This window comes from Salinimicrobium sp. CAU 1759 (genome assembly GCF_054482715.1).
This window is the reverse complement of record NZ_JBTLRK010000001.1, coordinates 545,799-569,846: the sequence shown is the minus strand read 5'-3', so window position 1 is coordinate 569,846 and position 24,048 is coordinate 545,799. Positions and strand designations below refer to the sequence as shown.

The 24,048-nt window shown below is 39.7% G+C and carries 21 protein-coding genes and 1 tRNA gene; 8 read left to right on the top strand and 14 right to left on the bottom strand.

What is annotated here, in order from left to right; all coding sequences use genetic code 11:
* The first annotated feature begins 104 nt into the window (after positions 1-104).
* Positions 105-2,981, top strand: a complete 2,877-nt coding sequence (locus tag ACXYMT_RS02570) for a M16 family metallopeptidase (RefSeq protein ID WP_459057523.1) — start codon at positions 105-107, stop codon at positions 2,979-2,981.
* Positions 2,982-3,044: 63 nt separating this feature from the next.
* Here the strand turns inward: ACXYMT_RS02570 and ACXYMT_RS02565 are convergent, their stop codons facing one another.
* The 3 genes from ACXYMT_RS02565 to ACXYMT_RS02555 all read right to left on the bottom strand — a co-directional run bounded on the left by ACXYMT_RS02565 (position 3,045) and on the right by ACXYMT_RS02555 (position 4,912).
* Complete coding sequence (locus ACXYMT_RS02565) at positions 3,045-3,428, bottom strand: ribosomal maturation YjgA family protein (protein WP_459057522.1); 384 nt, start codon at positions 3,426-3,428, stop codon at positions 3,045-3,047.
* A gap of 10 nt (positions 3,429-3,438) precedes the next feature.
* Entirely contained in the window at positions 3,439-3,852 is a 414-nt protein-coding gene (locus ACXYMT_RS02560) for a BLUF domain-containing protein (RefSeq protein ID WP_459057521.1), read from the bottom strand.
* A gap of 259 nt (positions 3,853-4,111) precedes the next feature.
* A complete protein-coding gene (locus ACXYMT_RS02555; RefSeq protein ID WP_459057520.1) occupies positions 4,112-4,912 on the bottom strand; it encodes an alpha/beta hydrolase in 801 nt (266 codons plus the stop codon).
* Positions 4,913-5,068: 156 nt separating this feature from the next.
* Between ACXYMT_RS02555 and ACXYMT_RS02550 the strand changes: the two genes are divergently transcribed.
* From ACXYMT_RS02550 to ACXYMT_RS02530, 5 genes are all read left to right on the top strand, one after another.
* On the top strand, positions 5,069-5,374 hold the full coding sequence (locus tag ACXYMT_RS02550) for a thioredoxin family protein (protein ID WP_459057519.1): 306 nt from the start codon (positions 5,069-5,071) through the stop codon (positions 5,372-5,374).
* 73 nt (positions 5,375-5,447) lie between these two features.
* Entirely contained in the window at positions 5,448-5,588 is a 141-nt protein-coding gene (locus tag ACXYMT_RS02545; protein ID WP_459057518.1) for a hypothetical protein, read from the top strand.
* A gap of 3 nt (positions 5,589-5,591) precedes the next feature.
* Positions 5,592-6,596: a hypothetical protein gene (locus tag ACXYMT_RS02540; protein WP_459057517.1), complete on the top strand. Its 1,005-nt coding sequence runs from the start codon at positions 5,592-5,594 to the stop codon at positions 6,594-6,596.
* A 193-nt stretch (positions 6,597-6,789) separates the two neighbouring features.
* On the top strand, positions 6,790-6,993 hold the full coding sequence (locus tag ACXYMT_RS02535; protein WP_459057516.1) for a helix-turn-helix transcriptional regulator: 204 nt from the start codon (positions 6,790-6,792) through the stop codon (positions 6,991-6,993).
* A 2-nt stretch (positions 6,994-6,995) separates the two neighbouring features.
* A complete protein-coding gene (locus ACXYMT_RS02530; RefSeq protein WP_459057515.1) occupies positions 6,996-7,904 on the top strand; it encodes a hypothetical protein in 909 nt (302 codons plus the stop codon).
* A 117-nt stretch (positions 7,905-8,021) separates the two neighbouring features.
* Here ACXYMT_RS02530 and ACXYMT_RS02525 read toward each other — a convergent pair whose 3' ends face one another.
* From ACXYMT_RS02525 to mce, 8 genes are all read right to left on the bottom strand, one after another.
* Positions 8,022-8,744 carry a hypothetical protein gene (locus tag ACXYMT_RS02525; protein ID WP_459057514.1) on the bottom strand — a complete coding sequence of 241 codons (723 nt, stop codon included), beginning with the start codon at positions 8,742-8,744 and terminating at the stop codon, positions 8,022-8,024.
* Between the two features lie 86 nt (positions 8,745-8,830).
* Complete coding sequence (locus tag ACXYMT_RS02520; RefSeq protein ID WP_459057513.1) at positions 8,831-10,390, bottom strand: RNA-directed DNA polymerase; 1,560 nt, start codon at positions 10,388-10,390, stop codon at positions 8,831-8,833.
* Between the two features lie 279 nt (positions 10,391-10,669).
* A complete protein-coding gene (locus ACXYMT_RS02515; protein ID WP_459057512.1) occupies positions 10,670-12,694 on the bottom strand; it encodes a protein NO VEIN domain-containing protein in 2,025 nt (674 codons plus the stop codon).
* Complete coding sequence (locus ACXYMT_RS02510; RefSeq protein WP_459057511.1) at positions 12,691-13,029, bottom strand: hypothetical protein; 339 nt, start codon at positions 13,027-13,029, stop codon at positions 12,691-12,693. Before ACXYMT_RS02510 ends, ACXYMT_RS02515 begins: the two co-directional genes overlap by 4 nt.
* A gap of 7 nt (positions 13,030-13,036) precedes the next feature.
* Positions 13,037-13,531, bottom strand: a complete 495-nt coding sequence (locus ACXYMT_RS02505; protein WP_459057510.1) for a hypothetical protein — start codon at positions 13,529-13,531, stop codon at positions 13,037-13,039.
* A 294-nt stretch (positions 13,532-13,825) separates the two neighbouring features.
* The gene (locus ACXYMT_RS02500; protein WP_459057509.1) at positions 13,826-14,236 is read right to left on the bottom strand and encodes a hypothetical protein; all 411 of its coding nucleotides are present in this window, start codon (positions 14,234-14,236) and stop codon (positions 13,826-13,828) included.
* Between the two features lie 317 nt (positions 14,237-14,553).
* A tRNA-Ile gene (locus ACXYMT_RS02495) sits at positions 14,554-14,627 on the bottom strand.
* A gap of 76 nt (positions 14,628-14,703) precedes the next feature.
* A complete protein-coding gene (mce, locus tag ACXYMT_RS02490; RefSeq protein WP_459057508.1) occupies positions 14,704-15,150 on the bottom strand; it encodes a methylmalonyl-CoA epimerase in 447 nt (148 codons plus the stop codon).
* A 155-nt stretch (positions 15,151-15,305) separates the two neighbouring features.
* Here mce and rbfA point away from each other — a divergent pair, with 155 nt between their 5' ends.
* Together rbfA and ACXYMT_RS02480 are read left to right on the top strand one after the other, a co-directional pair.
* Entirely contained in the window at positions 15,306-15,701 is a 396-nt protein-coding gene (rbfA, locus tag ACXYMT_RS02485; protein ID WP_459057507.1) for a 30S ribosome-binding factor RbfA, read from the top strand.
* 3 nt (positions 15,702-15,704) lie between these two features.
* Positions 15,705-16,901 carry an ABC transporter permease gene (locus ACXYMT_RS02480; RefSeq protein ID WP_459057506.1) on the top strand — a complete coding sequence of 399 codons (1,197 nt, stop codon included), beginning with the start codon at positions 15,705-15,707 and terminating at the stop codon, positions 16,899-16,901.
* A gap of 233 nt (positions 16,902-17,134) precedes the next feature.
* Here the strand turns inward: ACXYMT_RS02480 and dusB are convergent, their stop codons facing one another.
* The 3 genes from dusB to ACXYMT_RS02465 form a co-directional block, all read right to left on the bottom strand.
* Complete coding sequence (gene dusB / locus ACXYMT_RS02475) at positions 17,135-18,127, bottom strand: tRNA dihydrouridine synthase DusB (protein WP_459057505.1); 993 nt, start codon at positions 18,125-18,127, stop codon at positions 17,135-17,137.
* A 440-nt stretch (positions 18,128-18,567) separates the two neighbouring features.
* A complete protein-coding gene (locus tag ACXYMT_RS02470) occupies positions 18,568-20,982 on the bottom strand; it encodes a TonB-dependent receptor (protein ID WP_459057504.1) in 2,415 nt (804 codons plus the stop codon).
* 106 nt (positions 20,983-21,088) lie between these two features.
* The gene (locus ACXYMT_RS02465) at positions 21,089-24,040 is read right to left on the bottom strand and encodes a glycoside hydrolase family 3 N-terminal domain-containing protein (protein WP_459057503.1); all 2,952 of its coding nucleotides are present in this window, start codon (positions 24,038-24,040) and stop codon (positions 21,089-21,091) included.
* Positions 24,041-24,048 lie beyond the last annotated feature (8 nt).

Genomic DNA, 24,048 nt, shown 5'->3' with positions numbered 1-24,048 from the left:
CCCGTGGGGAAATAGTACATTCTTGTAACAGGTTCATTGAAAATCAGACATATTACAAACATTAAGTTTATATTTAGCAACCTTTTAACTAAAACAAGTAAAGTATGAAAAAATTGAGGTTTATGGCAGTGGCTTTTATTATGCCATTGTTAACTGTGAGCTTCGTTTCCTGCGATAAATTGCAGGGAAGTGAAACGGATGTAGCCCAGCAAGAGGGCTTATCCATAGATTTTGAAAAATATGAACTGGACAACGGACTCAACGTAGTGCTCCACCAGGATAAATCTGATCCTATTGTTTCTGTAGCTATACAATACGGAGTGGGTTCTAACAGGGAGAAAAAAGGACGCACAGGTTTTGCTCACCTCTTTGAGCACATGCTTTTCCAGGAGTCTGAAAATGTTCCGCAGGACCAGTTCTTTAAAAAAATTCAGGATGTTGGAGGAACTCTTAATGGAGGAACCTGGCAGGATGGAACGATATATTACGAGGTAGTTCCACAAAATGCACTTGAGATGGTCCTTTGGCTGGAATCTGATCGTATGGGTTACTTCATCAATACGGTGACTGAATCTGCATTTGCAAACCAACAGGAGGTAGTACAAAACGAAAAACGTCAGCGGGTTGACAATAACCCTTATGGCCATACCAGCTGGGTAATTGATAAAAATCTTTTTCCTGATGGCCACCCATATAGCTGGCAGGTGATTGGGGAGCTTGAGGATCTTCAGAATGCAACAGTAGAGGATGTGAAGGAGTTCTACGATAAATTTTACGGCCCCAATAATGCCACTCTCGTAATTGCCGGAGATTTTGAGACAGAAGAGGCTAAAGAACTTATTGAAAAATATTTCGGCGAGATCAAAAAGCGTCAGGAAGTTGCACCACTTGAGGTTCAGAATGTAAAACTTTCAGAAACCAAAAGGCTTTACCATGAAGATAACTTTGCAACTGCACCTCAGCTAAACATGGTTTGGCCAACAGTAGAGCAATATACAGCTGATGCCTATGCACTTAATTTCCTGGGAGAGATCCTTTCCGACGGAAAAGAAGCACCCCTATATGAGGTCCTGGTAAAAGAAAGAGAACTGGCATCAAATCCACGCTCTTTTAACAGTTCTGAGCAAATCGCGGGTAAGTTCCGAATCATGGTTACGGCCAATGCGGGAGTTGATCTTGACAGCGTTGAGGCAGGAATTAATGAGGCTTTCGCGCGTTTTGAAAAAGAAGGAGTGACCGAAAAAGATATTGAGAGGATCAAAGCAGGGCTTGAGACCGGATTCTATAACGGAATAAGCAGCGTTCTTGGTAAATCCTTTCAGCTTGCGCAGTATGACGTTTTCACGGGTGATCCCGGTTACATTGAAGAAGATATCGAGAATATCAAAAAGGTAACAAAAGAAGATGTAATGCGCGTCTATAATACCTATATCAAAGGAAAGCCTTATGTCATGACCAGCTTCGTACCTAAAGGTCAACTTGAGCTAATCGCCGAAAATTCTGAAAAAGCACAGGTGGTAGAAGAAGAGATCACTGAGAATGTGGAACAGAATGTTGCTGAAACTAAAACCCAGGAAGTTCAAAAAACACCCTCTAAAATAGACCGTTCCCAACAACCTCCTCTAGGTGAAGCACCAGGTCTCAATGTGCCGGAATCATGGACGGTGGAACTTGAGAATGGACTGGAAGTACATGGTATTGAGCAAACCGAATTACCCCTTGTGAATTTTAGCCTTGTAATTGAAGGAGGACATTTACTTGATGACCTCAGCAAGAATGGTGTAGCCAATCTAATGAGTGATATTTTGATGGAAGGTACTGCCAACAAAACTCCGGCACAACTTGAAGAAGCCATTGATCTTTTAGGGGCGAGTATCAATATGTACACCACCAATGAATCAATTATAGTAAGAGGAAATACCCTGGCCAGGAATTTTGAAAAGACAATGGAACTGGTTGAGGAGATCCTTCTCGAACCAAGATGGGATGAGGAAGAACTGGCGCGTATCAAAACCAGCACTATTAACTCCATCAAGAGAAATGCGGCTAATCCAAATGTAATAGCAAGTCAGGTTTATGATAAGCTACTTTATGGTGAGAATCATCCTTTAGCGCATCCAACTTCCGGTACGGTAGAGTCTGTAGAGGCTATTACTATGCAGGATCTTAAGAATTACTACAATAATTACTTCTCCCCAACTGTAAGTCGTTTTCATGTAGTGGGGGATGTTACACAGGCTCAGGCTGTGGAGGCGCTTGACGACATTAAAGACAACTGGGAGCCTAAGGAAGTGACCATTCCTGAATTTGAGGTGGTTAGTAACCGCGATAAAGCATCTTTATATTTCGTGGATGTTCCCGGAGCAAAACAGTCGGTTATCAATATTGGCTACCTGGCTTTGCCACGCACCAGTGAAGATTTCTTCCCTGCCGAGGTAATGAATTACAAGTTAGGAGGATCTTTCTCCGGTAATGTAAACCTCATATTAAGGGAAGAGAAAGGTTATACTTACGGTGCCCGTACCGGTTTTAGTGGGACCAAGATCCCCGGTACTTTTACGGCATCTTCCAGCGTACGCACCAACGCCACAGGAGAATCTGTTGGTATCTTCAAAGATGAGATAGCGAAATATAAGGAAGGAATAGCTCCCGAAGATCTTGAATTTACTAAGAATGCTCTTATTAAATCCAATGCAAGACGTTTTGAGACTCAGGGTGCTCTACTGGGAATGCTTCAGGAGATGAGCGCCTACGACTTGCCTGCCGATTATATTGAAAAGGAGGAAGAAGTGGTTCGCAATATGACTCTTGAGCAACATAAGGAACTTGCGCAAAAATATCTTGACGAATCTAAAATGGCTTACCTGGTAGTTGGAGATGCCGCTACCCAGTTCGAACAATTCAAGGAGATGGACTTTGATGAGGTGAAGCTTCTCAATAAAGAAGGTGAAGAGGTAAAGCTTACAAACCTTAAACCCTAGATTTCTTCCGGAAATAATACTGAAGCTCCCGTTAGTAACGGGAGCTTTTTTTATGCCGAAACACTATTTTTCTGCGGAAAGTCGAGATCTCAATTTCTCAACAATAATAACGGTAAGTGCTCCAAGGCTGTAGACCAGCATATCCAGCCATTCGAAATGGCTTCCTAAAACAGCCGAAGCTATAACATTATCCTGAAGGTCAAGCAAATAAATAAACCTAAAATACTGTAAGCCTTCAATTAGAAACGAAAAAAGAAGCACCCCAAAAATGGCATTTTTGACAGGTATTTTAAAAAAGCTTTGCAGCAAACAGTAAAGAAATATTATCACAAGAAAATCTCCCCCGTAAGGCCGGATAAAAGAATCACTAACAAAAACTGCAATTAGTACAAGAGTAAATAGTAGCAGCAAGGCTGTCAAGAAGTACTTGAAATTAAATACAAGCATTTTTAAAAAACTATAGCACCTGGGTATCGATGAAAGATTTCAGGATGACCTTGATCTGTTCCTGGATCCTTGGATCCATTCCTTTTACAGATCCACAGTACATTCCAATGACTTCAGGTTTAGAATAGCGGGCACCTTTTAAATGCTCAACAACATAACCATCCAATGAGCCTCTGTTCACATCTTTCCCAAGTACCTGGATAACGCTGGTATGCCTTGCATCCTGCTGAATTTTCTGAAAAAGGCTTAGAACGCTTTTCTTCTCGCCCTCCAGCACCTGAAAGAAATGGCCTTCGGAGTACAGCAAAATACCCTTTATATCGAGTTTGCTGTTTTGCTCCTGCCATTTATCCATGAGATCCTCAACTTCTATGTCATTAAAATTTTTGGTAGCTGAGCTTATATAGCAAATGACATGTTTCATGCGCGTTCTAGAACTTAAATTTGCACTACAATGTAGGGAAGTAAAGCTTAGGCTGTGTCAAAGTTATCATAATAAATATGTATATCTGTTTACCCGAAAGCTTCCGAAGTTATTCTTAGTAAGTATTTAGACTCAAAACTATTATTGGTTTTGTAAAAAACCTTAAAACATACCGAAACAAAGGCTCCTAAAATGTAATTTTTGGAGAGCTTTATTTAAGCAAAAACCCATCGCTGAATTAGCTAATTAAATAAGGAAGTTAATCTTCCAGAAGTTTATCTATTCTGCTTACCAGCTCTTCGGGAAATAGAATAGGGGCCTGTAGGTGATCTCCTTCATATATCCAGAGGGATTTAGGTGCAACGGCTAACTCAAATAGCATTTTCCCCTGCTCAAAAGAAACTTCTTTATCCTCTTTACTGTGAATGAAAAGAATTGGAAGATCTTTTATTTGAGTAATATCCTCTTTGGCAGTATACGGGAAAAGATTCTTCTGGGCCTTGATCTGTGGATGGGCTGCAGGCGGTGCATACTGGAGGGCAATATCAGTAAAGGATGCCATAGCTCCATCAAGTACAAGTCCTATAATCTTTTCCTGATGCTTACTTGCAAGGTTAATAGCAACCTGTGTTCCCATAGAGCTGCCGTAAACGAGGATCTCCTGGTCTTCCATAGCTGGAAGTCTACGCATCTCTTGTAAAAGGAATTCAGCATCAGAGGCTATATTGACATGAGTAGGCTCTCCGGAGGAATTCCCGTAGCCTCTAAAATCCACCATAAATACTTGATAGCCCCCGTCTACCAACGCCTGGGCATGGGGAATATAACTCGTAACATTTCCGCCCGATCCATGAAAATAAAGAATACTGGCCTTAGGGGTGTTCTTTGGAGACATAAGAATTGTACTAAGAGTATCCTGCCCGGGATAAAAGAGTATTTCCTCAAAATCATATCCTTCAGTAGATTTCCATTCCTTACTTGGGAAATAGAATTTTTCATCCATTTGGGAAAATCCATGCTGTGCAACCAATAGAGCTACAAGTAATAAAAGTCGTTTCATGTGTTGGTTAGTTTGTTTGGCGGACAAACATAATAATTGAGAAGCTGCAGCACAAATTATGAAAGTCGGGTTTGACCTGAAAATACCTATTAAGCTGAGAATAATCATTTCTCTTTTTACAGGATAAGCTTAAAATTGTATTTCAAAGTTTGCCTTATGAGAGAAAAGTTAGTTTCCTTTCTGGAAAATTCCATGAATTATCGGGAATTTATGGATCTAATGCGAGATCTTGTGCTTTCCAAAAGCACAACGGGAGAAATTGATGAAACCCGGGTCAAATTCACCGCTTTGAACTTCACCCGCTCCCAGCGCCTCAATAAGAAGTTACAACTCTCAGAATCTGAAGCCGCTTTTTTCCAGGAACTCAGGATGCAGCAGACATGGCTGGTGATCACTGAATCCTGGTGTGGTGACGCGGCGCAAACCTTACCGGTGCTCCCTGCACCAAACCAGAGGAGGTAGGATAATGGGGGAAATACAACCAAAGTACCGTCTAATTAGCTCCCATACAGCGAGAAGAAGCTTTTGTACTAACATGTACAAGAAGAGAATGCCGGTATATGATATAATGCTATTTTCGGGTCATACTACAGAAAAAGAATTTTATAATTATATCCGGATAAAAGACGAAGAGAGAGCTTCACACGTGGCTCGAAGTGGATATTTTAATCTTTAGTCAATGGAACAGAAAAAAGATCTCCGGAAGGTACTACGGAAGATAAGAGGCGGTATTGATGGCTTTAGTTCTATACTGGCTGAATATTTTTTGATAATGAATAGGACTAAACTAAAGAAGCAAATTCTGAAAAGCAATGAGATTAATTTACCTCTGAAAGATCTGGATCAAATGCAGGTTGGGGAGGTTATTCGATACGTTGCCGGACAACAATTTGATTACAATAATGTGGATATCCTATTCACCGGGATGGTGGACATGTTTGAAAAGGGTGAACTCTCCGAAAAGTGCCATACCTACATTGATAAATCAGATTTATCGGAATGGGAGAAGGAGAGTCTAAAAGACACGTTTAATGATTTCTATCTGGATTTTGAGGTTGAAGGTTCTATGAAAGACATTTTTAGTGGATATGAGAGCAGTATCTTACCCCCAATCCAAGATTACCTTCAAGACCTCTCTATTGAACTACCTTACCGTTTAAAAAATTTACGGCTACTGCTAGATACTCTTCATATAGCCATTGAAAAAAATGAGGAAGTAAAGGAATTGGCTGAAAAAGACCATTTGGTTGAAACCGCCACTTTTTTAAATGAGATTTATGAATGGATTCTAAACTTCATCAGGAGAGAGTACCAAGACTATATTTATCTATTGAACCACTCCAACGAGCTTAGCTTTGAATACAGTTCCAGAAGAAGGATTCTCGAAAAGTTGGTAGAGGGGTCTCAAGTTGAGAAATTTCTTGAGTGGGAAAAGATACTGAAGTCAAAAAAGCATTTGAACTCAACGTTTGATAAATGGCTGACGGAGCCGGTACATTTTGTTCGGTTCTATGCCTATGCAGAACACCATAATATCTTTCAGGATAGGCACCGGACAAGAAGTACAGGTATTAAGCTACTGAGGGAGTTGTACAACTTCCAAGAAGAGGGAATTACTATGGACTTTCCAACAAAGCGAAGATCAGAATTGCAGAACGCAAAAGGTGAATTTTATTACCTGTAATCACTCCAATTTTACTCCACTTTACTCCAGTTTTCAACTATTTGCTAAAAATCACACTCTCTTATTCAATTGTTTGTCAATTAATTATAGCTGGTTACAGTTATGGTTTCTTATTCCACTTTTTTTCCTGATCTCACTTTCCTCCATAATCTTGCCTAGTGAAAATATTCATTAACTAAACACATGCAAGAAAATGGACATACCATCATTAAATGAAAATCAGTTCCTCAGTAGAAAAGAAGTAGCTCATCTACTGGGAGTCTCATTGGTCACGTTGAACAATTTGAGACGTAAATCTATACTTAAACCCTCTCACAAAGTAGGTAGAAAGCCTCTCTATCGCTATGGGGACGTACTGAAACAAATTGAAATATACAAACCTAAAGGAAGAGAATAGCCATGTACGATTTCATTAAGTTTTACATAAACCAGGAGGATAAAAGCAGGTTCGATAAGGAGGTAAAAAAAGACGATGCTGTGGATCTCTTTTCCAGAATTGATTATCGCACCGGTCAGTTGGGAGAAACAGAGAGAAGTGATCTGGGCAATATTGAATTAACTATGACACCCAATAATAGCTTTCTCAAAGGTAGTATACATAAGCTGTACAATATTGCTCACAATCAGGGAGTCCAGAATTATTCGGATTTTTCTTTGTGTCAAGCAAAGCAGGCTTTGAAACTAATTATAAGCCACTATAAAGTTAATCCTGAATTGACTTTGATAACAAATTTAGAATTTGGAATTAATATACCGGTTGAGTTTGATCCGGCACTCTTTATTGATGAGAGTCTCATCCTCTTTTACTATAAAGACCACACGATTAATAAGAAATTTAAAAATCGGGGAGATTACAAGGAATTTAGGCGTACTGACTATTCAATGAAGATCTATAATAAATCGAAGCAATATAATCGGCATCAGCACCTTTTAAGGATAGAGATCAAGATTACAAATAAAAGAGTGCTCCAAAAACTGGGAATATTTACAGTGTCAGATCTGTACGATGAAGAGGCTTCTTGGCGCCTTTTTCAGTTCCTCTTGACTCAGTACCGGCAGCTGTTGATAATTGATAGCCCTGCCCTTGGAAGTGCTCTCAGAAGCCCTAATATGGATCTTTTGAAGAACTACTCAAATCCTATGTACTGGATTCACCTTGAGAAATCTCTAAGTTCAAGTGCTAGGAACAAAAGAAGAAAAAGGTGTTTTCAATACCTGAATAAAAATAGTTTGAATACTATTAAAAAAGAAATCGAAGACCTACTTTGGCTGAAATATGAGGATCTGTTAGAATGCTCTCCTATTTAAACTGAAAAAATGGCTTAGGCTAAAATGTTAAATATATGTTAATAGAAAAAATGTCCTTCAGTTTTACCTGAAGGATATTTTCTTTGACTTTCAATGGAACAACCCTGACAACTATGCTTAACTTTTCTTCTTCGGAAAAAGTACGGTATAAAAGATCAGCAATAGCCTCCCCAAATCTGACACGAAATATAATGTTTCAGTTTCACCTCCCTTGTAATAGGGTGCCGGATCTTTATAGCTCGCTGGTTCAACCTTCTCTATTGGGGTCTGTTCACCTTGCTCCTGGTATATCAGACCTAAGGATACAAGAGGGTAAAATTCTTCCATATATATCCTGTTTCTATTAAAATGAGGACTGCTTTCCTTCTTAGCTCTTTCTAATCGATCAGAAAAAGATGGTAGAAGTTCTAGATCATCTAGATATGCATCTTGAATCAATTTTGTTAAACGCTTGAACTCATACAAGTCAATTTCACCAACTGCTTTTAATTTGCATAATCGACCAAACACTTTACTCTTTTCAAAAGTCTCTAAGTTATCAATTGCCAGTAAAATCTTTTCCGCTCCTGAACCATTTTCATCTTCCAAATCAGCTGTTAATTCTACCCTTTCTTTCCAGTTCGTGTCTTTTAATTCGAGCAAAACATTCATTGCTTTTTTTATGAATATCCTATCCGTGTAGGAGGTATAAATACTTTTTACAGCAATAAGTAATTTCAAAATAGGTATTTCCTTTACAATATCATTTCCGATGTTATTGTCAAGAACTTTTTCAACCAAATCGGCAGTAACTTCTTTGAGATCTTGGGACTTAATTATTTCATTAAATTGTTCTTTCATAGAAATTGATGTCCTTCAGATGATTTAAATTGCATAATAGACGGAAAAAACCCCTACCTTTTATGAGTGGGATAGTCTGTCGGGGCTTACTGTTTTTTAATGGCTGTCACTATTAAAGCATTGGTTTCATTGTGTCCTGACCACGCCCGGAAACACGTATCTTTTTCCTGTTTCGGAAAATATTGAGAAGCGAACAATATGGCAGACTTTACATATTCCGACTGCTCGTTGGAGTAGTGGTTCTTTAATATTCTCCGCTTTTGAGCAGTACCATTTTTTCCCACCAAAATTGCACAAATAGCTCGAAGGGCAGGGTTCTTTGTTGGATTTTGCAAGTCCGATAAAGCTTGTTTTAGAATACTATCGCTAACATTCTCAGCATATAACAGAACGGAATAGAGCCATTTCTTTTGATAGTCAAAGATCATATTATTATGGCTGAAAATTGGCTCTATGTGGTTCACTAAAGTTGAATCCTGAAGCACTAACTTTCTTAAATAACCAAAATAAGTCTGAGACATACTAGGCTCAGCAGAATAGTTGTTTAAAACATATTCTAATGCGTGATCATTATTCCCTGCTGAAAAAATAGGTAAACAAAATCTTTCAACTTTCAACCTAGTGTTTCTTTCAACTTCATGATTGTCAAAAAGTGCTTGGGTTGCCATTAATTCCATGTCTTCATCTTCAATACTACCATTGGCTTCTAGGTTCCAAGATGTCACAGTTTCATATCCTATCCCAGAAAATTCGTCCATAATTTCAAACTGGGCATCACGGAATAACCTATCTATTTCTGTTTCTTCTTGTAAAAGATTTTCAACCGGTAGGATTTTGGTCTTGTATTCATTTAATGTTAGACCATCCTTTTTTAACCAGTTACTTAATCTGATCTTGTGAACTCTGGCACTATTTAAATCAGGAAAGAAAATATACATGTCATCGACATATCTTGAAAATTTTAGATCCTCTAGAGAATGTTGACCATCTATTGAACACAAATAAAAATTTCCTAGAAAATCCGAAGGCGATACTCCTTGTATAATACCATGAGAATCATTTTGACTAAACTGGAGTAACTGTCTCTCCAAGAAACTGACAGCTTTGCTATTTGCACCACTTGAATAAAGAAGGTTACCTAAAACATGTTGATAAAGCCTATCAAAAAAAGAAGCAATGTCTGCTTTTAGAACATAAGAATATTCTGAATTTTTACAATTCTCTTCAACATGATTCTGAAAAGCTTTGTAACTATCATGGGATCTTTCAAACATTGCGCCTTCTTCATCATTAAGAAGTAACTTATTACTAAAAACTTGACTTCTATCTATTTCGTGTTCTGCTTGTGGCGCTATGAAATCCGTTATTAATTGATAAGCTAACCGATCAAAGGGTTCTAGAATACTTCCATTTCTATTAAAGCCATTCGATTTTATCACGTTGATTGTAACCGGCAGTCGTGGATTGTATTTTCCGGCTTTTAATTTTGATAATAGTTGATCAGCTAATTCATCACTTGCTTGTGAATAGATAAGGGAGAAATGGGGGGAGAAAATAAAATCATTTTGAACATCACGATTTATCCTTTTAACCGATAGTTCCCTATTTAATTGATTAATTATTGAGGCATCTAATCCTAGTCCCATTTTCTGATATTTTTTTGTCCTTGCCCTATTTTTTCAAAGATAAAACATAGAATGGGTCTCATTTAACATAGTAGAAATTCTTTTTGAATAACAATGGAGAAAAGGATATTATTTCAGACCGCAAAAGAAAGACCGGAGGACAAAAAGCCTTTTTTTTGCCTCTTCTATGTCATATTAGACCGGTCATTTTAGAGCATTACATATATATAAGTCTTTTATACCAAATCATAACTTGACCATTTCTCTAATTTAGTCCCTTAAATTATGGCATATCCCGAATTAGAGCGTAAACAAAACCGGCTCATATTCATATTCTGAACACTCCCACACCCACTGGACACATTGTCTATTAAGATACAAATTTTCTACAGGATTTGAAATTAATGCAATTTCCAAATGATTCTCTAATTGTCGAACTATCGCAAGGAAGTATTCTTCCTTCTTTTCCTGGGCAACTGCTACCTCATTATTTGTAAGTTTAATTTTTTGCCCAATCAAGTTGATTGACTTCACTTCAATAAAGATCTCGGTTCCATCCGGATTCGAACCTTCTAAGTCATATCCAATATTTTGTTTGGATACATCTACCAATCTGAAACCATTATTATTTAGAACCTCCAAACAATTTTCTTCTGCACTTCTCCATTTCTTATAACCCTCCCTAGTGGGTTTATAAGTTGGATTGTTTTTACGATTAAACCAATTATTCTTGCTTCTTTCTAGGAGATTTTCCTCTTCGCTTATTTCTACTTCATCAAAATCCGGAATAAGATTGTTTTCTGGAATCAGAATTTCCAGCGCATTTTTAATGTCGCCTGCTGTCAGCCCCAGTTCATTTATTTGACTGATAAACTGTTTGTCTAGAGAAAGATTTTGTTCTTCTAAATCCTGTAGAGATCTTCTTTTCTGATTCGAAATAAAAATATCAATTTGTTTATGCTCCATCGGTAATGAAGAATCTTTATAGAGAGCATTCTTCATAATTCGGGTAGTAATTTCAGCGCATCCCAGCGAACTCACATACGAGCCACCTGCTAAAGCTTTGAGGATTTTCTCCTCAGAAGCTTCATTTGCTCCTAGAAATTTTAAAAATTGAAGTATTCCTGTTATTTCATAGTAACTCTTCGGAAGCACAACTTCTTGCTGCCCTTTAATTAATGCGGTAAAATCTTTTACATTCAGCCAAGCGGGAGCTAAAAGCAGTTTTTCAAAAAAAGGATCAGCAATAGCTTTACATTCAGTTATTAAAGCTTTTTCAAAAGATGAATTTTTTAATAAAGCTATAGTCGGATTGGTGTATGGAATAATAGCTCTTATTAGACTTTTGCTTAATTCGGAGTTTAAGCTGATATTTTCTTTTAAAAGATTTACAAGAACTATCGCAACCTTTTTAGTGTACTGTTTTGTCTCTTCGTCAAAGATTATATGCTTTCTAGAGGGATCAGTACTGAAGCTACCATTAATTACAACTCCGAGCCCGGTTTCGTTTTCTGTCGGCAAAAAGGAGAACACCTGTGCTTCAGCTGATTCCAGTCTTTGGATCACATCATTTTCCACAGAAAAAGCAATGGAAATATCTCCGTCTTCAAAAATCAGCCATTCATCTTTATCCTCGTCTTGAACTACTTTTATTTGAGTACGATATTCAGAAACACCTCTTTTAATCAGCTTAATTACTCCTTCTCTGTGTGAAGAAAGATCTACTTCTATGATATTATGTAGAAAAAGCAAGGAATTTCTATGGAGGCTCCGGAACTCCATTTCAATTTGAGTGGCAGCCACTCCTGTAAATACAAAAATTGTGGTGTATTCTTGCTCTTTTAAATCAGCAATAGTAGTTGCGAGGGTAGTTCTTAACCTGTTTTCTATCTCATGAGGTATTCTAATCAGCGGAACTTTAGAAGCCTCAGGAATTAAAGACTTTGTTTTTTCTTTCGAAAAGCAAAATTCTAGCTCTCCACTGAAAACATATACCTCCTCAGAAAAACCAACAACAGATTTAAATCCAATTCCTCTATACCCTATGGTTTGCCCTCGTACTTTATTTGATGCGGCACTTCTACATAAACTTTCCAAATCCTGTCCTGTGAATTTCCTTCCATTGTTAGCAACAATAAGGAGGTCTTCATTTTTCTGAATTTTAAATTTGGTTGATCCTGCATCATCTGCATTCTGTAACAATTCGATAAATGAGCGATTGTTATAGCTCTCGGCAATGTACTGTTCTAAACCGGCAAGATCAGCAAAAAGATTTGGAGAAGATTTTGCCTCATCTAGGAGTTTCCTTTTTATATCCTCTCTCATAACGCCTTAGGATACAGTCGTACACGGCTGATATTATTTAGATTCAGATCTGTAAAAGTAAGCTTACATACTTCAAAAGCATAAAACTTTTCTGTTATAAGAACAGTGTGAGTCATTTGAATGATATTTCCATCTGAGTCATAAACAACAGCTTCTATATGGATGGACTCTTTTAAAGTCATTCCTTTAATCGGATGCACCTCAAAATATAATCTTAACCAATCTTCATATGGCACCTGTAACGTTAGCTTTTCAATTTTGATCCCCATTCTTTCTTCAAACATTTCTAGACGCTCAATCCTCTTGAAAAGTTGTTTTTCTAAGACTTCTTTCATCTCCTTCTTATTCTTTAGACCTTTTAACCAATCTTTGCTTATATGTTTGAACTGGGTATGGATTATAAATAACTGTTCCATCAAGTCCTTGAACTTTCTCTCCTCTTTGATGTCCGGCTTCAATTAACTTTTTAAGTTCACCGGTAGAAGCCCTTTTTATTGCTCGTTGATATCTTGAATGGTTTTCATCAGAAAAGACACCGATAGCAGCTTTTATGACTCTAATTTCGTCTTGATATTGCTTTCTTTTCCTGTAAATAATCATCAGCCGGTCATAGGAGTGACTAGCTACTACACGATTGGAGATATTATTTTCATACTTCTGAATAGCTTCATCAATTTCACCAACCTTTTCTAACTCAATTCCGGAAATATTGTTCTCGGAAATTTCATTTAGTCTCGCCCCTTCTTGTCTATTTTTATTCTTCAGTTGCTGAAGTTTTTGTACAGGAACAGAACTATCTTTTTGAGCGAAAAGCTTAACCAATTGTTTGAAGATCATGGCGGCTGGAAAGTGTTAGAACATTGTTCAGCATGTTATTCGTTAAAAATATACAATTTATTAGCTCAAACGTAGGAAAAAAGGTGGAATTTATTTCTTGCAAGGGAACAATTAAGAGAAGGGAGCCCGGATGGCATAAAATAGCTCAAATCCATAGGACAGCCGTCAGGCTTTAAATGCCATTATATAGATATAGGGGGTTTATACCAATTTTAAATGTGTCGCTGGAAATACATATCAATGAGGGAGAAGTAAGCGGTCTATCAAAGTACCCATCGGTTTAAGTTGTTGTAGTTACTTACTTTCCATTAAAGTTTTTTCATAGAGAAATTGCATTCTGTCCAGAGCTTTCATTGCTTTATCTTCAAAATGTAGATATGGCTCTTTATTAACATGTCCCTCCCAAGTTACAAAACCGTTTATAGTAGCCTGATGCTTTTTTAGCTCTATTACAAGTGCAAGAAGATCTTCTTTGGTTATATTTTCCGGAAATCGTAAAGTATCTACGATCTCCATTATTAAGTCGCATGTCCTCTGTCTAAATGATTTATCCCAGCCATGCTTAAATTGCTTACAAAGCAGTCTTAACTCTTCCACCTTTTTCTCTTTACTCCAAGTCTCTATTGGACGTCCTAAGTTTATTTTGGTGGTATCATAAGCATCCTTTAGATAAAGTTCGTACAGGCTATTATGCTTCTTTTCCATATTGTGTTGCTTAGAAGAGAATTTTAGTATGGGAAAAGCTCAAATTAAAGGATAAGTCCTTAGCCGCTGTTTTAAGCTTTTGTTTAAAGATATTTAAATTCTTACCAACCCAAAAACCATATATCAAAACATGGGTATTAAAAGAACAGTATTTGATCAAGGTACCCTATAAATAAAGGCTCATCCACAAATCTTTTTTTTGCCCACCCCCGGCTCGGCTATAGAGAATATTTATTTGCACGGCACCCTTTCGAGCACCCCATTACAAAAATAAATCCCCAATATTCTCATTATGAGAACATTGAGGATCCACTTCGTGGTCCCACCTGGGCTCGAACCAGGGACCACCTGATTATGAGTCAGGTGCTCTAACCAACTGAGCTATAGGACCGGCTCAATCAACTTGAGAGGGCGCAAATTTAGAGATTTGTGCATTACCTAACAAGCATTTCAAAAATATATTTTCACTAGCTATCCCACACCTCTTCTCCCTCGGGTAGGGGCTCGGGTTCTTCTTTGATCTCCTGGCACAGTTCTACCAGCACCCCATTTGAGGATTTTGGATGCAGGAAGGCCACCAGCTTATTATCGGCTCCCTTTTTAGGTTTCTTGCTAATCAATTGAAAGCCTTCCTCCTGCAGGCGCTGCATTTCAGCTTCAATATCTTCAACATCAAAAGCGATATGATGTATCCCTTCTCCCCTTTTGGCAATGAATTTGGCAATAGCACTATCCTCATTTGTTGCGGCGAGCAGTTCGATCTTGCTCTCCCCTACTTTGAAAAATGAGGTATCCACGCCCTCACTTTTTACTTTTTCAGTTTTATAACTCTGCGTGTTTAGCAGCTTCGCATAAACTTCGTTTGCCGCTTCAAGGTCTTTTACGGCTATACCTATATGTTCGATCTTTCTCATGGTTATTAATTTGGTCAGTTGGTTGTATGAGCATCTCCCCTGCACCTCGTTTATTTGAGGTTTAAAGATAAAAAGTCGGTCGGGTTTGGCAGCAAAAGAGAAAGCTATTAACTAAGATTTTAAGATTTGAGCAGTAAATGTTCTATTTTTGTAGCATGGAAGAAACGAACAGACAGAAAAAAATAGGTGGGGTAATTCAGCGGGATTTGGCCGATATCCTCCAGTCCCACCTAAGAGATGCAGGAAGAACAGGAATTTTGATCTCTGTTTCAAAAGTGAAGGTCACAACAGATCTTTCCCAGGCAAAAGCTTATTTAAGTATTTTTCCGGCCAAGACCGCACAGGAGATCCTTTCCGAACTCAACCAGATCAAGCCCCAGATAAAACACGAGGTAGCGCTGCGGACAAAAAATCAACTGCGAAGAATGCCGAACCTGGAGTTTTTTATTGATGATTCCCTTGATTATATCGAGAATATTGAAAAATCCATCAAAGGCGAAGACAATCCTATCGAACAGCCCGACCTGCTCTCGAAGCGGAAAAAATCTTAAGGCTTGAATTTCCCCTTTTACATAGCCCGCAGGTATTTGTTCTCGAAAAGCAGCAACAATGCCATCAACATCATTACCATCATTGCGGCTATAGGGGTTTTTGCGGGAGCTTTCGCTCTCTTTATCGTGCTTTCGGGCTTCACAGGCCTCAAAGACTTCAGCCTTTCTTTTTCAAATGAATATGACCCCGATCTCAAGGTGCTTCCGGCAGTGGGGAAAACCTTCAGTTTTACTTCAGAAGAAAAGCAGAAATTAAAAAATATTTCCGGAATTTCCACTTTTTCAGAGGTAATAGAAGAGCGCGTTTTTCTGGATTTTAGATCTAAGAACAAGACGGCATACATCAAAGGTGTTGACGAAAATTTCCTGAAGGTAAACAAGCTGGACAGCGCTATTGGCATGGGCGGCTGGTTTCATCCTGAAGAAGCACAGGTGGTCATTGGAAATACCATCTCTCACGAGCTCAACTTGGGCACCTTTAATTACATGAACTTCCTGGAGATCCTCGTCCCCCGTCCCGGCACGGGACAGATCCTCGATCCTACCCGGGCTTTTAATTCAAAAAGAGCAGTGGTTTCGGGAATTTACAGCATTAATGAAGAGCTCGACGACAAATACGTTTTTACTTCCATTGGCTTCGCCCGTGACCTCCTCAACCTGGAATCTAATGAAATCACAGGGCTTGAACTAAAGCTGAAACCCGGTGCTGATCACGAGCAGATAAAGCAGCAAGTAAATGCCGTTATTGAGAACGAGGTGCAAATAAAGAACCGCGCCCAGCTAAACGATGCGCTTTACAAGATGCTTAACACCGAAAATCTTGCCGTATATCTCATTTTTACGCTGGTATTGATCATTGCCCTTTTCAACGTGGTAGGTTCAATAATTATGGTCATTCTCGATAAGAGGGAAAACATAAAAACCCTTCACAGTCTGGGAGCCACGCCGGGACAGATAAAAAACATTTTTTTCGCCCAGGGAGTATTCATGACCTTATTAGGAGGCGGTATTGGCTTGATATTCTCTATTGTTCTGGTCTATTTGCAGCTGCAGTATGACCTTGTGATGATCACCCCAACTTTACCTTATCCTGTGGCTATTACTGCACAGAATATAGTAGTGGTGCTACTCACAATTACCGCTTTGGGAACAATTGCTTCTTGTGTCGCGGCAAGCAGAAGTAAGAAAGCACTTGTTTAGTCGGTAGACAGTAGACGGTAGACGGTAGATATCTGAAAATTTTTCTGAAGAAGTAATATCTCAAGAAGTTTGATCCTCCTTTACTATTTGAACCTGCTTTTTCTCACGTAAATGCACAGCTCCCAAAGAAAACCCGCTCAAATTATTATTAACCGCAGTTCAAGCTTCCTTTAGCGGGAAATCACTATGAAATCTAGCTTTGGAACCGGGTGCTTAAAGAATGGAAGTTTCGCTTATGCAAATTCGTATCCGGCGAAATCCCGTTCCACCTCATCAAATGCTGCGAATACATCTACAGCATCATCGCTGGTCACCATCTTTTGACGGTACTCCTTGAAGTGCGGAATTCCCTTGAAGTAGTTGGTGTAATGTCTTCGGGTTTCAAAAACTCCAAGTTTTTCTCCTTTCCAGTCGATGGCCATTTGCAGGTGGCGACGGGCGGCGTCAAGACGCTCCTCCATAGTTGGAGGATCAAGATGTTCTCCGGTCTTAAAATAGTGCTTCACTTCCTTGAAGAACCACGGATATCCAATACTGGCTCTTCCAATCATTGCACCATCGAGTCCGAATTTATCACGCATCTCCATAGCCTTTTCTGGCGTGTCTACGTCTCCGTTCCCGAAAATTGGAATATGCATCCGCGGATTGTTTTTAACCGCTGCAATTGGTGCCCAATTGGCTTCTCCCTTATACATCTGTACCCTCGTGCGACCGTGGATAGAAATCGCACTGGCTCCCACATCCTGAAGTCTTTCGGCTACCTCCACGATCTTGATAGAATCGGCGTCCCATCCAAGGCGGGTCTTTACTGTAACCGGAAGTTTAGTGTGCTTAACCATAGCTTCAGTTAGGGAAACCATCAACGGAATATCCTTAAGGATCCCTGCCCCTGCACCTTTGGAAACCACTTTTTTAACGGGACAACCAAAGTTGATGTCTATGATATCGGGACCGGATTTTTCAACAATCTCCACCGACTGCAGCATAGAGTCCAGGTTGGCTCCAAAGATCTGGATCCCCACAGGTCTCTCTTTTTCGTAGATATCCAGCTTCATGACGCTTTTTGCCGCGTCACGAATAAGCCCTTCTGAAGAAATGAATTCAGTATAAACAACATCGGCACCCTGTTCCTTGCACAAAGCCCGAAAAGGTGGATCACTCACATCTTCCATTGGTGCTAACAACAACGGAAATTCTCCTACATCTATATTTCCTATTTTCGCCAAAGCATCTGTTTTTCAGGCTGCAAAAATAATGAATTTTATTTAGTTGGTAGTTTTTAGTCGATAGACGGTAGTGCAATTAAAGATCGCTTACGGGAGTTCTGATTTTCAGCTTATATTTTCAGAATTTGATGTTTTAAATTCAGACTAAAAACCTCCATCCTGCTTCACGCATCTACCTCCCTAAGTCTAACTACAATTTTTTTAGCTCTTTTAAACCCTACAGCTATCGGGAGGGGTAAACTGAAAAAATTATATCAGGGAAATTTTCCTCAAAGAATCCTAAGCTAAAACAGAGATCACAAAGTTATTTCTCTTAAAACGAATTTTTAGAAAGGTGGATCGTGGAGCTATTTAAATGTGGTGCTTGTAATCTGGTACTTTTTTTACTGCACACTTATAACTTCATACTACAATACCCTGTCTAATATTCCATCTATAATTTAGAGTCTATCCCTTTCTGCTGCTTCGATCGACCTCTGATTATCGCTAAGTCTAAAGTTTCCGAAGTTGTATTTAAAACCTAAACGCACATAGCGGCTTTCAGGTTGAGCAAAATAGCCATTGTCCTGATTGAGGTAATCTGACCTGAGCCAGGTGTTGGTTTCGTTAAGAATGTCTTCAACATTAAGACTTATCTCGGCCCTATTGTTCCATAAGGTTTTCCTAAGCCCGATAGAAAGTGTAGTAAAAGGGTCCATAATGTAAGAACCACTAAGGAAGTTGGAAACATAAGTTATACTTGTTTCACCAGTGAATGTTCCATCCTTTGACAGCGTAAAGTTATTATACAGGCTTCCAAAAAAAGCATCCAGATCAAGAGTATATGGTACATCACCACTTTCAATAGCAACAAAAGTACGTTCTTCATTAAATATAGATACATACGCATAGGCATACCACCAACTGGTAACAGAGCGCCCATGGCTAATATCCAGTCCGTAAGATTTACTGCCAAGCAGGTTCATACTTACCCGCCGTATTAGTCTTAGGTCATTATCCTGAAAGCTTAAGGTTTCAGGAGTTTCCCCGCTATCCCTGTAATAAAGGTCAAAGAAATATTCATTTTTGAGAGCGTAGCTAAGGGTGAAATTATTACTGATGGAAGCCCGTAGATCGGGGTTGCCGGCGTTAAAATCAAACTCTGTAAGATAGTATCTAAAAGGATTCAGGCTTTCATAACGGGGCCTCTGTATTCTTCTGCTATAATCAAAGGTAAGACTGTTATTATCATTGAAATTGTGCTGCAGGTAAAAGGTTGGGAACAGCTCAAAATATTCGCGGTTTTCGATCTGGTTCAAAGATCTTGAGTCCCCCATTCGATCTGTATACTCTCCTCTCAATCCACCTTTTACACTCCACTTTTCCCAGTCTTTAGCGAGGGAAAAATAAGCGGCATAGATCTTTTCATCATATAGGAAGTTATCCGATTGTTGTTGATCATAGGTCCTTTCCCCGGTTGCGGTATCGATTTGATAGTAATCTATTCCGTTTTCAGAATCTATAAAAGACCCCTTTACACCCATTTCAAAGCTGGTACTTCCAATGGGCGTCATGTAATCCATTTGCCCTGTGTAAATATGTATTCCCTGTTTTGCAGTAGTCGAAAAAAGCCTTTCCTGGTCGGGCACTGTAAGTTCTTCAATAGTGGTGGCTATGAGTTGCCCCCTGTCCTGATCAAAGCGGGTGTAATGTCCCCTGGCTGAGATCTGAGCTCCGGGTTTATCGAATAAATGCCGGTATTCAAGATCAAGGGCGACGTTAGAAAGATCTTCCTCAAGTTCACTGTCGGTAATAAGATTTCTCACCTCAATCCCGCTCTCAAAGACTTTCGTAAAGACATCATTGTCAAAAGTTTTATTTGGAGATAAGGTGAAAGCGGAAGAGAAATTTAAAATATTATTATCGTCAAAATTATAATCCAGCAAAACATTGGCATTGTGCGCATTCGACCGTGTAGTACGCTCGAAATCTGTATCCCATCGGGTAGTAATATCACCATTCTCATCCATGAAGTTGATGTAACTGTCATCCTCCTTAAATTCCTTACGCGGCGAATAAGTGTAATTAGCAAAAAGATTCAGTTTTTCAGTCTTGTAGTAATGACTGGTTCCTAACTGGTACTTAGGGAATACAGCCTGGGTCCAGGCTCCGTTTATATTACCCTTGTACCCGGGTGCAATACTTCTTGAAGTAACTATATTAAGAATAGCCCCTCCTTCGGCATCATAACGGGCCGGTGGAGTGGTGATTACTTCAATAGACTTGATATTTTCTGCGGAATAATTTTCCAGAAGGGTTTGTAATTCTGAAGCCGAAAGCTGCACCTTCCGGTCATTGATATATACCTGCACCCCTTGGTTTCTAACCATTAAGGAATTTCCCGAAAGAATAACTCCGGGGGTCTTTTTGAGGATATCCCAGGAATTTCCGGTCGAGAGGGTGGTGTTTTCCACATTGAATACCAGGCGGTCAATTTCCTTTTTTACCGAAGGATTCTTGTAATTTATGGAAACTTCATTCAGGGTCGCGGTATCATTCTGAAGAACAAGATCTCCCAGATTCAGCTTTTTTGACACCTTTATTTTCCGAAGCAAATCCTGAAAGCCGATAAAACTTACCTTCAATAAGTAATCATCTGCTTCAATTTCATTGAGAAGGAACTTTCCATTTTCTGTTGAAACGGCACCTTTATAAACGCTGGTAGAATCCTCAGCATTGAGTAAAATCACGTTAGCAAAAGCTACCGGCTGCCTGGATGGATCCAGTATGCGGCCTTCTACCGAATGCTGGCTAAAACCTGAAAAAGAACACAAAAACAAAAGCAGGCACAGTGGGGGGCTGTAGTATTTAATCATGCAAAATGGTTGGTTAGTGCTTGATAAGATTAACAAAATCAAACAAATATAGTATTAATACTATGATAACAAAAGATTTTAACCTCCTGCTGCAGAAGATAAATGCCTATTTTATCGGGGTTTTCAAGGCATCATATAATACCTGCTGCACCTGTGTGCGTGTATTGAGTTGAGAAAGCCGGTTGTTTTCCCGCGATGGAAAAACGCGATTGGAAAGAAAAATATATAGAAGATTGTGTTCTGGATCCATCCACACCATAGTGCCCGTAAAGCCGGTGTGCCCAAAACTTTCTCCTGTCGCATCTTTGGCTGTGTTGTTGCTCACTCCCCTGTATTCAAGATTAGGTTTATCAAACCCGAGTGCCCGGCGATTATTGTTTTCCGGAAATTGAGTGCGGGTGAATTCACTAAGGGTTTCCTCCTCCAGGTAACGGCGGCCTCCGTATTCTCCCCCATTAAGAAACATTTGCAAAAGCTTCGCAAGATCATTGGCATTTGAGAACAAACCCGCATGTCCCGAAACTCCTCCCAGAAGTATCGCCCCTTCATCATGCACGTCTCCGTGGATCAATTTATTCCTGAAAAAAAAATCATTTTCTGTAGGCACTATATCGGCTGGAGAAAATGATTTTGATGGATTGAACATAAGACTGGTCGCGCCAAGGGGATCATAGAATTCCTCCTGTAAGTACCTGTCAAAATGTTCCCCGGTGATATTCTGCACGATCCAGGGGGCGAGGATAAAAAAGAAGTCAGAATACACATATTCCTTCTTATCGCTAAGTTCAGATTTCCTGATGGCCTTCCTTATCTTCTTGTGGTAATTGCGGTGCAGGTACATATCATCTGCAATCTTTATTGGATATCTCTTCGAAGAATCCTGCTGCACAGTCCACCATCTAAAACTGCCATTTTTGCGATACATTTCCTTCCAGAACGGGATCCACGGCTGGAAACCTCCCTGGTGCGCAAGGATATCCCGGTAAGGAATATCTTTTTTATTTGATCTTTTGAAGTCCTTCAGGTGATCGGCCAAAGTCTGATCCAGCCGAAACTTTCCCTCTTCATGAAGCTGCATGATCGCAGGCATGGTTGCAGCGATCTTGGTAACTGAAGCCAGGTCGTAAAGATCTGTTCTCTCTACTTTTGTGGTATCATGGTAAACATGTTCCCCATAAGCTTTGTAGAAGACCACTTTTTGATCCTTTGCCACCAAAACCTGACCGCCGGGTGTGGCTTTCAGCTGCATAGCCTGCTGCATCAGCGAATCTATGCCTCGTTCCAAAACTTCGGAATTCATACCCACAGCCTCGGGCAGAGAGTAGCTAAGCCTTATTCCTCCCTGCACCTCCAAGCCCTCACCGGCTCTAAATTTTTCTCCAATGCTCACAGGAAGTTTACCGTTAGCTCCTATCCCTCCAAAAATGACTTCTGCAGCCTTCTTCTGGGTCATCTCTGAATCCTGATAGGTCAAGAGCAGCGCCGGAGCATTCTCAATGTTCTTCAGCTTATCAATGACATACGGATTCTTAAAAAAGCTGATCAGAGTATTCTCCTTTCCTGAAAGTTCAGCTATAAATTCCACCAGGGGATCTGAAAATTTCATGGTATTCCGCGGAAATTTACTGTCGTCATGAATCCCCACGATCACCAGGTTATACTCCTGAAGTTGTTTTTTCAAATCTTCAATATCTGAAGCATCTGCATCGGCAGAAAGCTGATAATCTTCCACTTCTCCATATCGCTGCAGGGATTTTTGAAATTCAGTCCTTTTCTTTGCACCTATAGAAACTGAAGCGATCTTGAGCAACTCAAGCTCCTGTAAAGGCATGAGGTTTTTGTCATTTTTGAGCACCGTGAGGGAAGCTTCCACCAGCTGTTCATGTAGAAGTTTGGCCGCAGGGGAATTCAGGTTTTTCTCCAGCCCCTTCTTCTTCACCGGCTCATATTCATTCAGCCCAACCCATTGTTTTACGGAAAGTATCTTTCTAACCTTCTCATCAATTTCAGCTTCGGAAATGAGGCCAAGATCAACTGCTTTTTTGACTTCTTCAATGGTCTTTGGTACATCTTCGGTGAATTCAAGAAGGTCGTTTCCGGCGAGTATGGCATCTTTATCCACTACTCCCGGAAGATTCCCCTTCGTAACACCTTTCATGTTCATGGCATCGGTCACGATAAGTCCCTGGAAATTGAGTTTTTCCTTAAGAAGCTCAGTAATAATAGGCTTCGATAAAGTTGATGGCAAGCCCGAAGCATCCAATGCCGGGATGTTCAAATGTGCCACCATCACTCCGCCAACTCCTGCTTCAATCAGTTTTCGGAAAGGATACAACTCCAAAGAATCTAACCTTTCCAATGGATGGTTGATCTGTGGCAGGGCGTAATGTGAATCTGTATCTGTGTCGCCGTGACCCGGAAAATGTTTTGCTGTCGTGAACAACTTGTGGTCCTGCATGCCTTTCATATAGGCAATGGATTTGGTGGACACGTTGATCTTATCCTCGCCAAAACTCCTGAAGTTGATCACGGGATTTGCGGCATTGTTATTAACATCCACCACCGGCGCAAAGTTGATATGAAGTCCGCTCAATTTTACCTGCCGTGCAACTTCCCTTCCCAGCTCATAAAGCAGTTCCTCATCTTGTATTGCGCCCAAAGCCATCTGGAAAGGATAGCTAATGGTATTGTCCAGCCTCATTCCCAGGCCCCATTCAGCATCAATGGCCCCTATTAATGGCACTTTTGACACCTCCTGGTAATCATTCATCAATTCCACCTGACTCACCGCGTCTCCCTGGAAGAAGATGAGTCCGCCGATCTTTTGCTCTTCTATGAGCTTCAGGATCTCTCTCTTATGTTTTTCCCCGCGATTCGAATAAGCTGCCACCATGATCAACTGCCCTATTTTCTCCTCAAGGCTTAGCCCGGTCATTACAGAATCTACCCATTTGCTGTTTCGATGCTGGAGAAATTCAGGAGTGATTACCTGCGCCGATGTTTTGAAAACAGCAAAAAGCAGGAGGGTCAAAAAGGGGAAAAACTTAATCTCTTTCATGGGGCAAT

Excerpts from the sequence above, each read along its gene's own strand:
- ACXYMT_RS02560 (WP_459057521.1), bottom strand. The coding sequence starts at position 3,852 with ATGAAACATGTCATTTGCTATATAAGCTCAGCTACCAAAAATTTTAAT.
- ACXYMT_RS02530 (WP_459057515.1), top strand. The coding sequence starts at position 6,996 with ATGTACGATTTCATTAAGTTTTACATAAACCAGGAGGATAAAAGCAGG.
- rbfA (WP_459057507.1), top strand. The coding sequence starts at position 15,306 with ATGGAAGAAACGAACAGACAGAAAAAAATAGGTGGGGTAATTCAGCGG.
- ACXYMT_RS02520 (WP_459057513.1), bottom strand. The coding sequence starts at position 10,390 with ATGGGACTAGGATTAGATGCCTCAATAATTAATCAATTAAATAGGGAA.
- ACXYMT_RS02565 (WP_459057522.1), bottom strand. The coding sequence starts at position 3,428 with ATGCTTGTATTTAATTTCAAGTACTTCTTGACAGCCTTGCTGCTACTA.
- ACXYMT_RS02570 (WP_459057523.1), top strand. The coding sequence starts at position 105 with ATGAAAAAATTGAGGTTTATGGCAGTGGCTTTTATTATGCCATTGTTA.
- ACXYMT_RS02515 (WP_459057512.1), bottom strand. The coding sequence starts at position 12,694 with ATGAGAGAGGATATAAAAAGGAAACTCCTAGATGAGGCAAAATCTTCT.
- mce (WP_459057508.1), bottom strand. The coding sequence starts at position 15,150 with ATGAGAAAGATCGAACATATAGGTATAGCCGTAAAAGACCTTGAAGCG.
- ACXYMT_RS02510 (WP_459057511.1), bottom strand. The coding sequence starts at position 13,029 with ATGAAAGAAGTCTTAGAAAAACAACTTTTCAAGAGGATTGAGCGTCTA.
- ACXYMT_RS02525 (WP_459057514.1), bottom strand. The coding sequence starts at position 8,744 with ATGAAAGAACAATTTAATGAAATAATTAAGTCCCAAGATCTCAAAGAA.
- ACXYMT_RS02535 (WP_459057516.1), top strand. The coding sequence starts at position 6,790 with ATGGACATACCATCATTAAATGAAAATCAGTTCCTCAGTAGAAAAGAA.
- ACXYMT_RS02470 (WP_459057504.1), bottom strand. The coding sequence starts at position 20,982 with ATGATTAAATACTACAGCCCCCCACTGTGCCTGCTTTTGTTTTTGTGT.
- ACXYMT_RS02550 (WP_459057519.1), top strand. The coding sequence starts at position 5,069 with ATGAGAGAAAAGTTAGTTTCCTTTCTGGAAAATTCCATGAATTATCGG.
- ACXYMT_RS02545 (WP_459057518.1), top strand. The coding sequence starts at position 5,448 with ATGTACAAGAAGAGAATGCCGGTATATGATATAATGCTATTTTCGGGT.
- ACXYMT_RS02500 (WP_459057509.1), bottom strand. The coding sequence starts at position 14,236 with ATGGAAAAGAAGCATAATAGCCTGTACGAACTTTATCTAAAGGATGCT.
- ACXYMT_RS02505 (WP_459057510.1), bottom strand. The coding sequence starts at position 13,531 with ATGATCTTCAAACAATTGGTTAAGCTTTTCGCTCAAAAAGATAGTTCT.
- ACXYMT_RS02540 (WP_459057517.1), top strand. The coding sequence starts at position 5,592 with ATGGAACAGAAAAAAGATCTCCGGAAGGTACTACGGAAGATAAGAGGC.
- ACXYMT_RS02465 (WP_459057503.1), bottom strand. The coding sequence starts at position 24,040 with ATGAAAGAGATTAAGTTTTTCCCCTTTTTGACCCTCCTGCTTTTTGCT.
- ACXYMT_RS02555 (WP_459057520.1), bottom strand. The coding sequence starts at position 4,912 with ATGAAACGACTTTTATTACTTGTAGCTCTATTGGTTGCACAGCATGGA.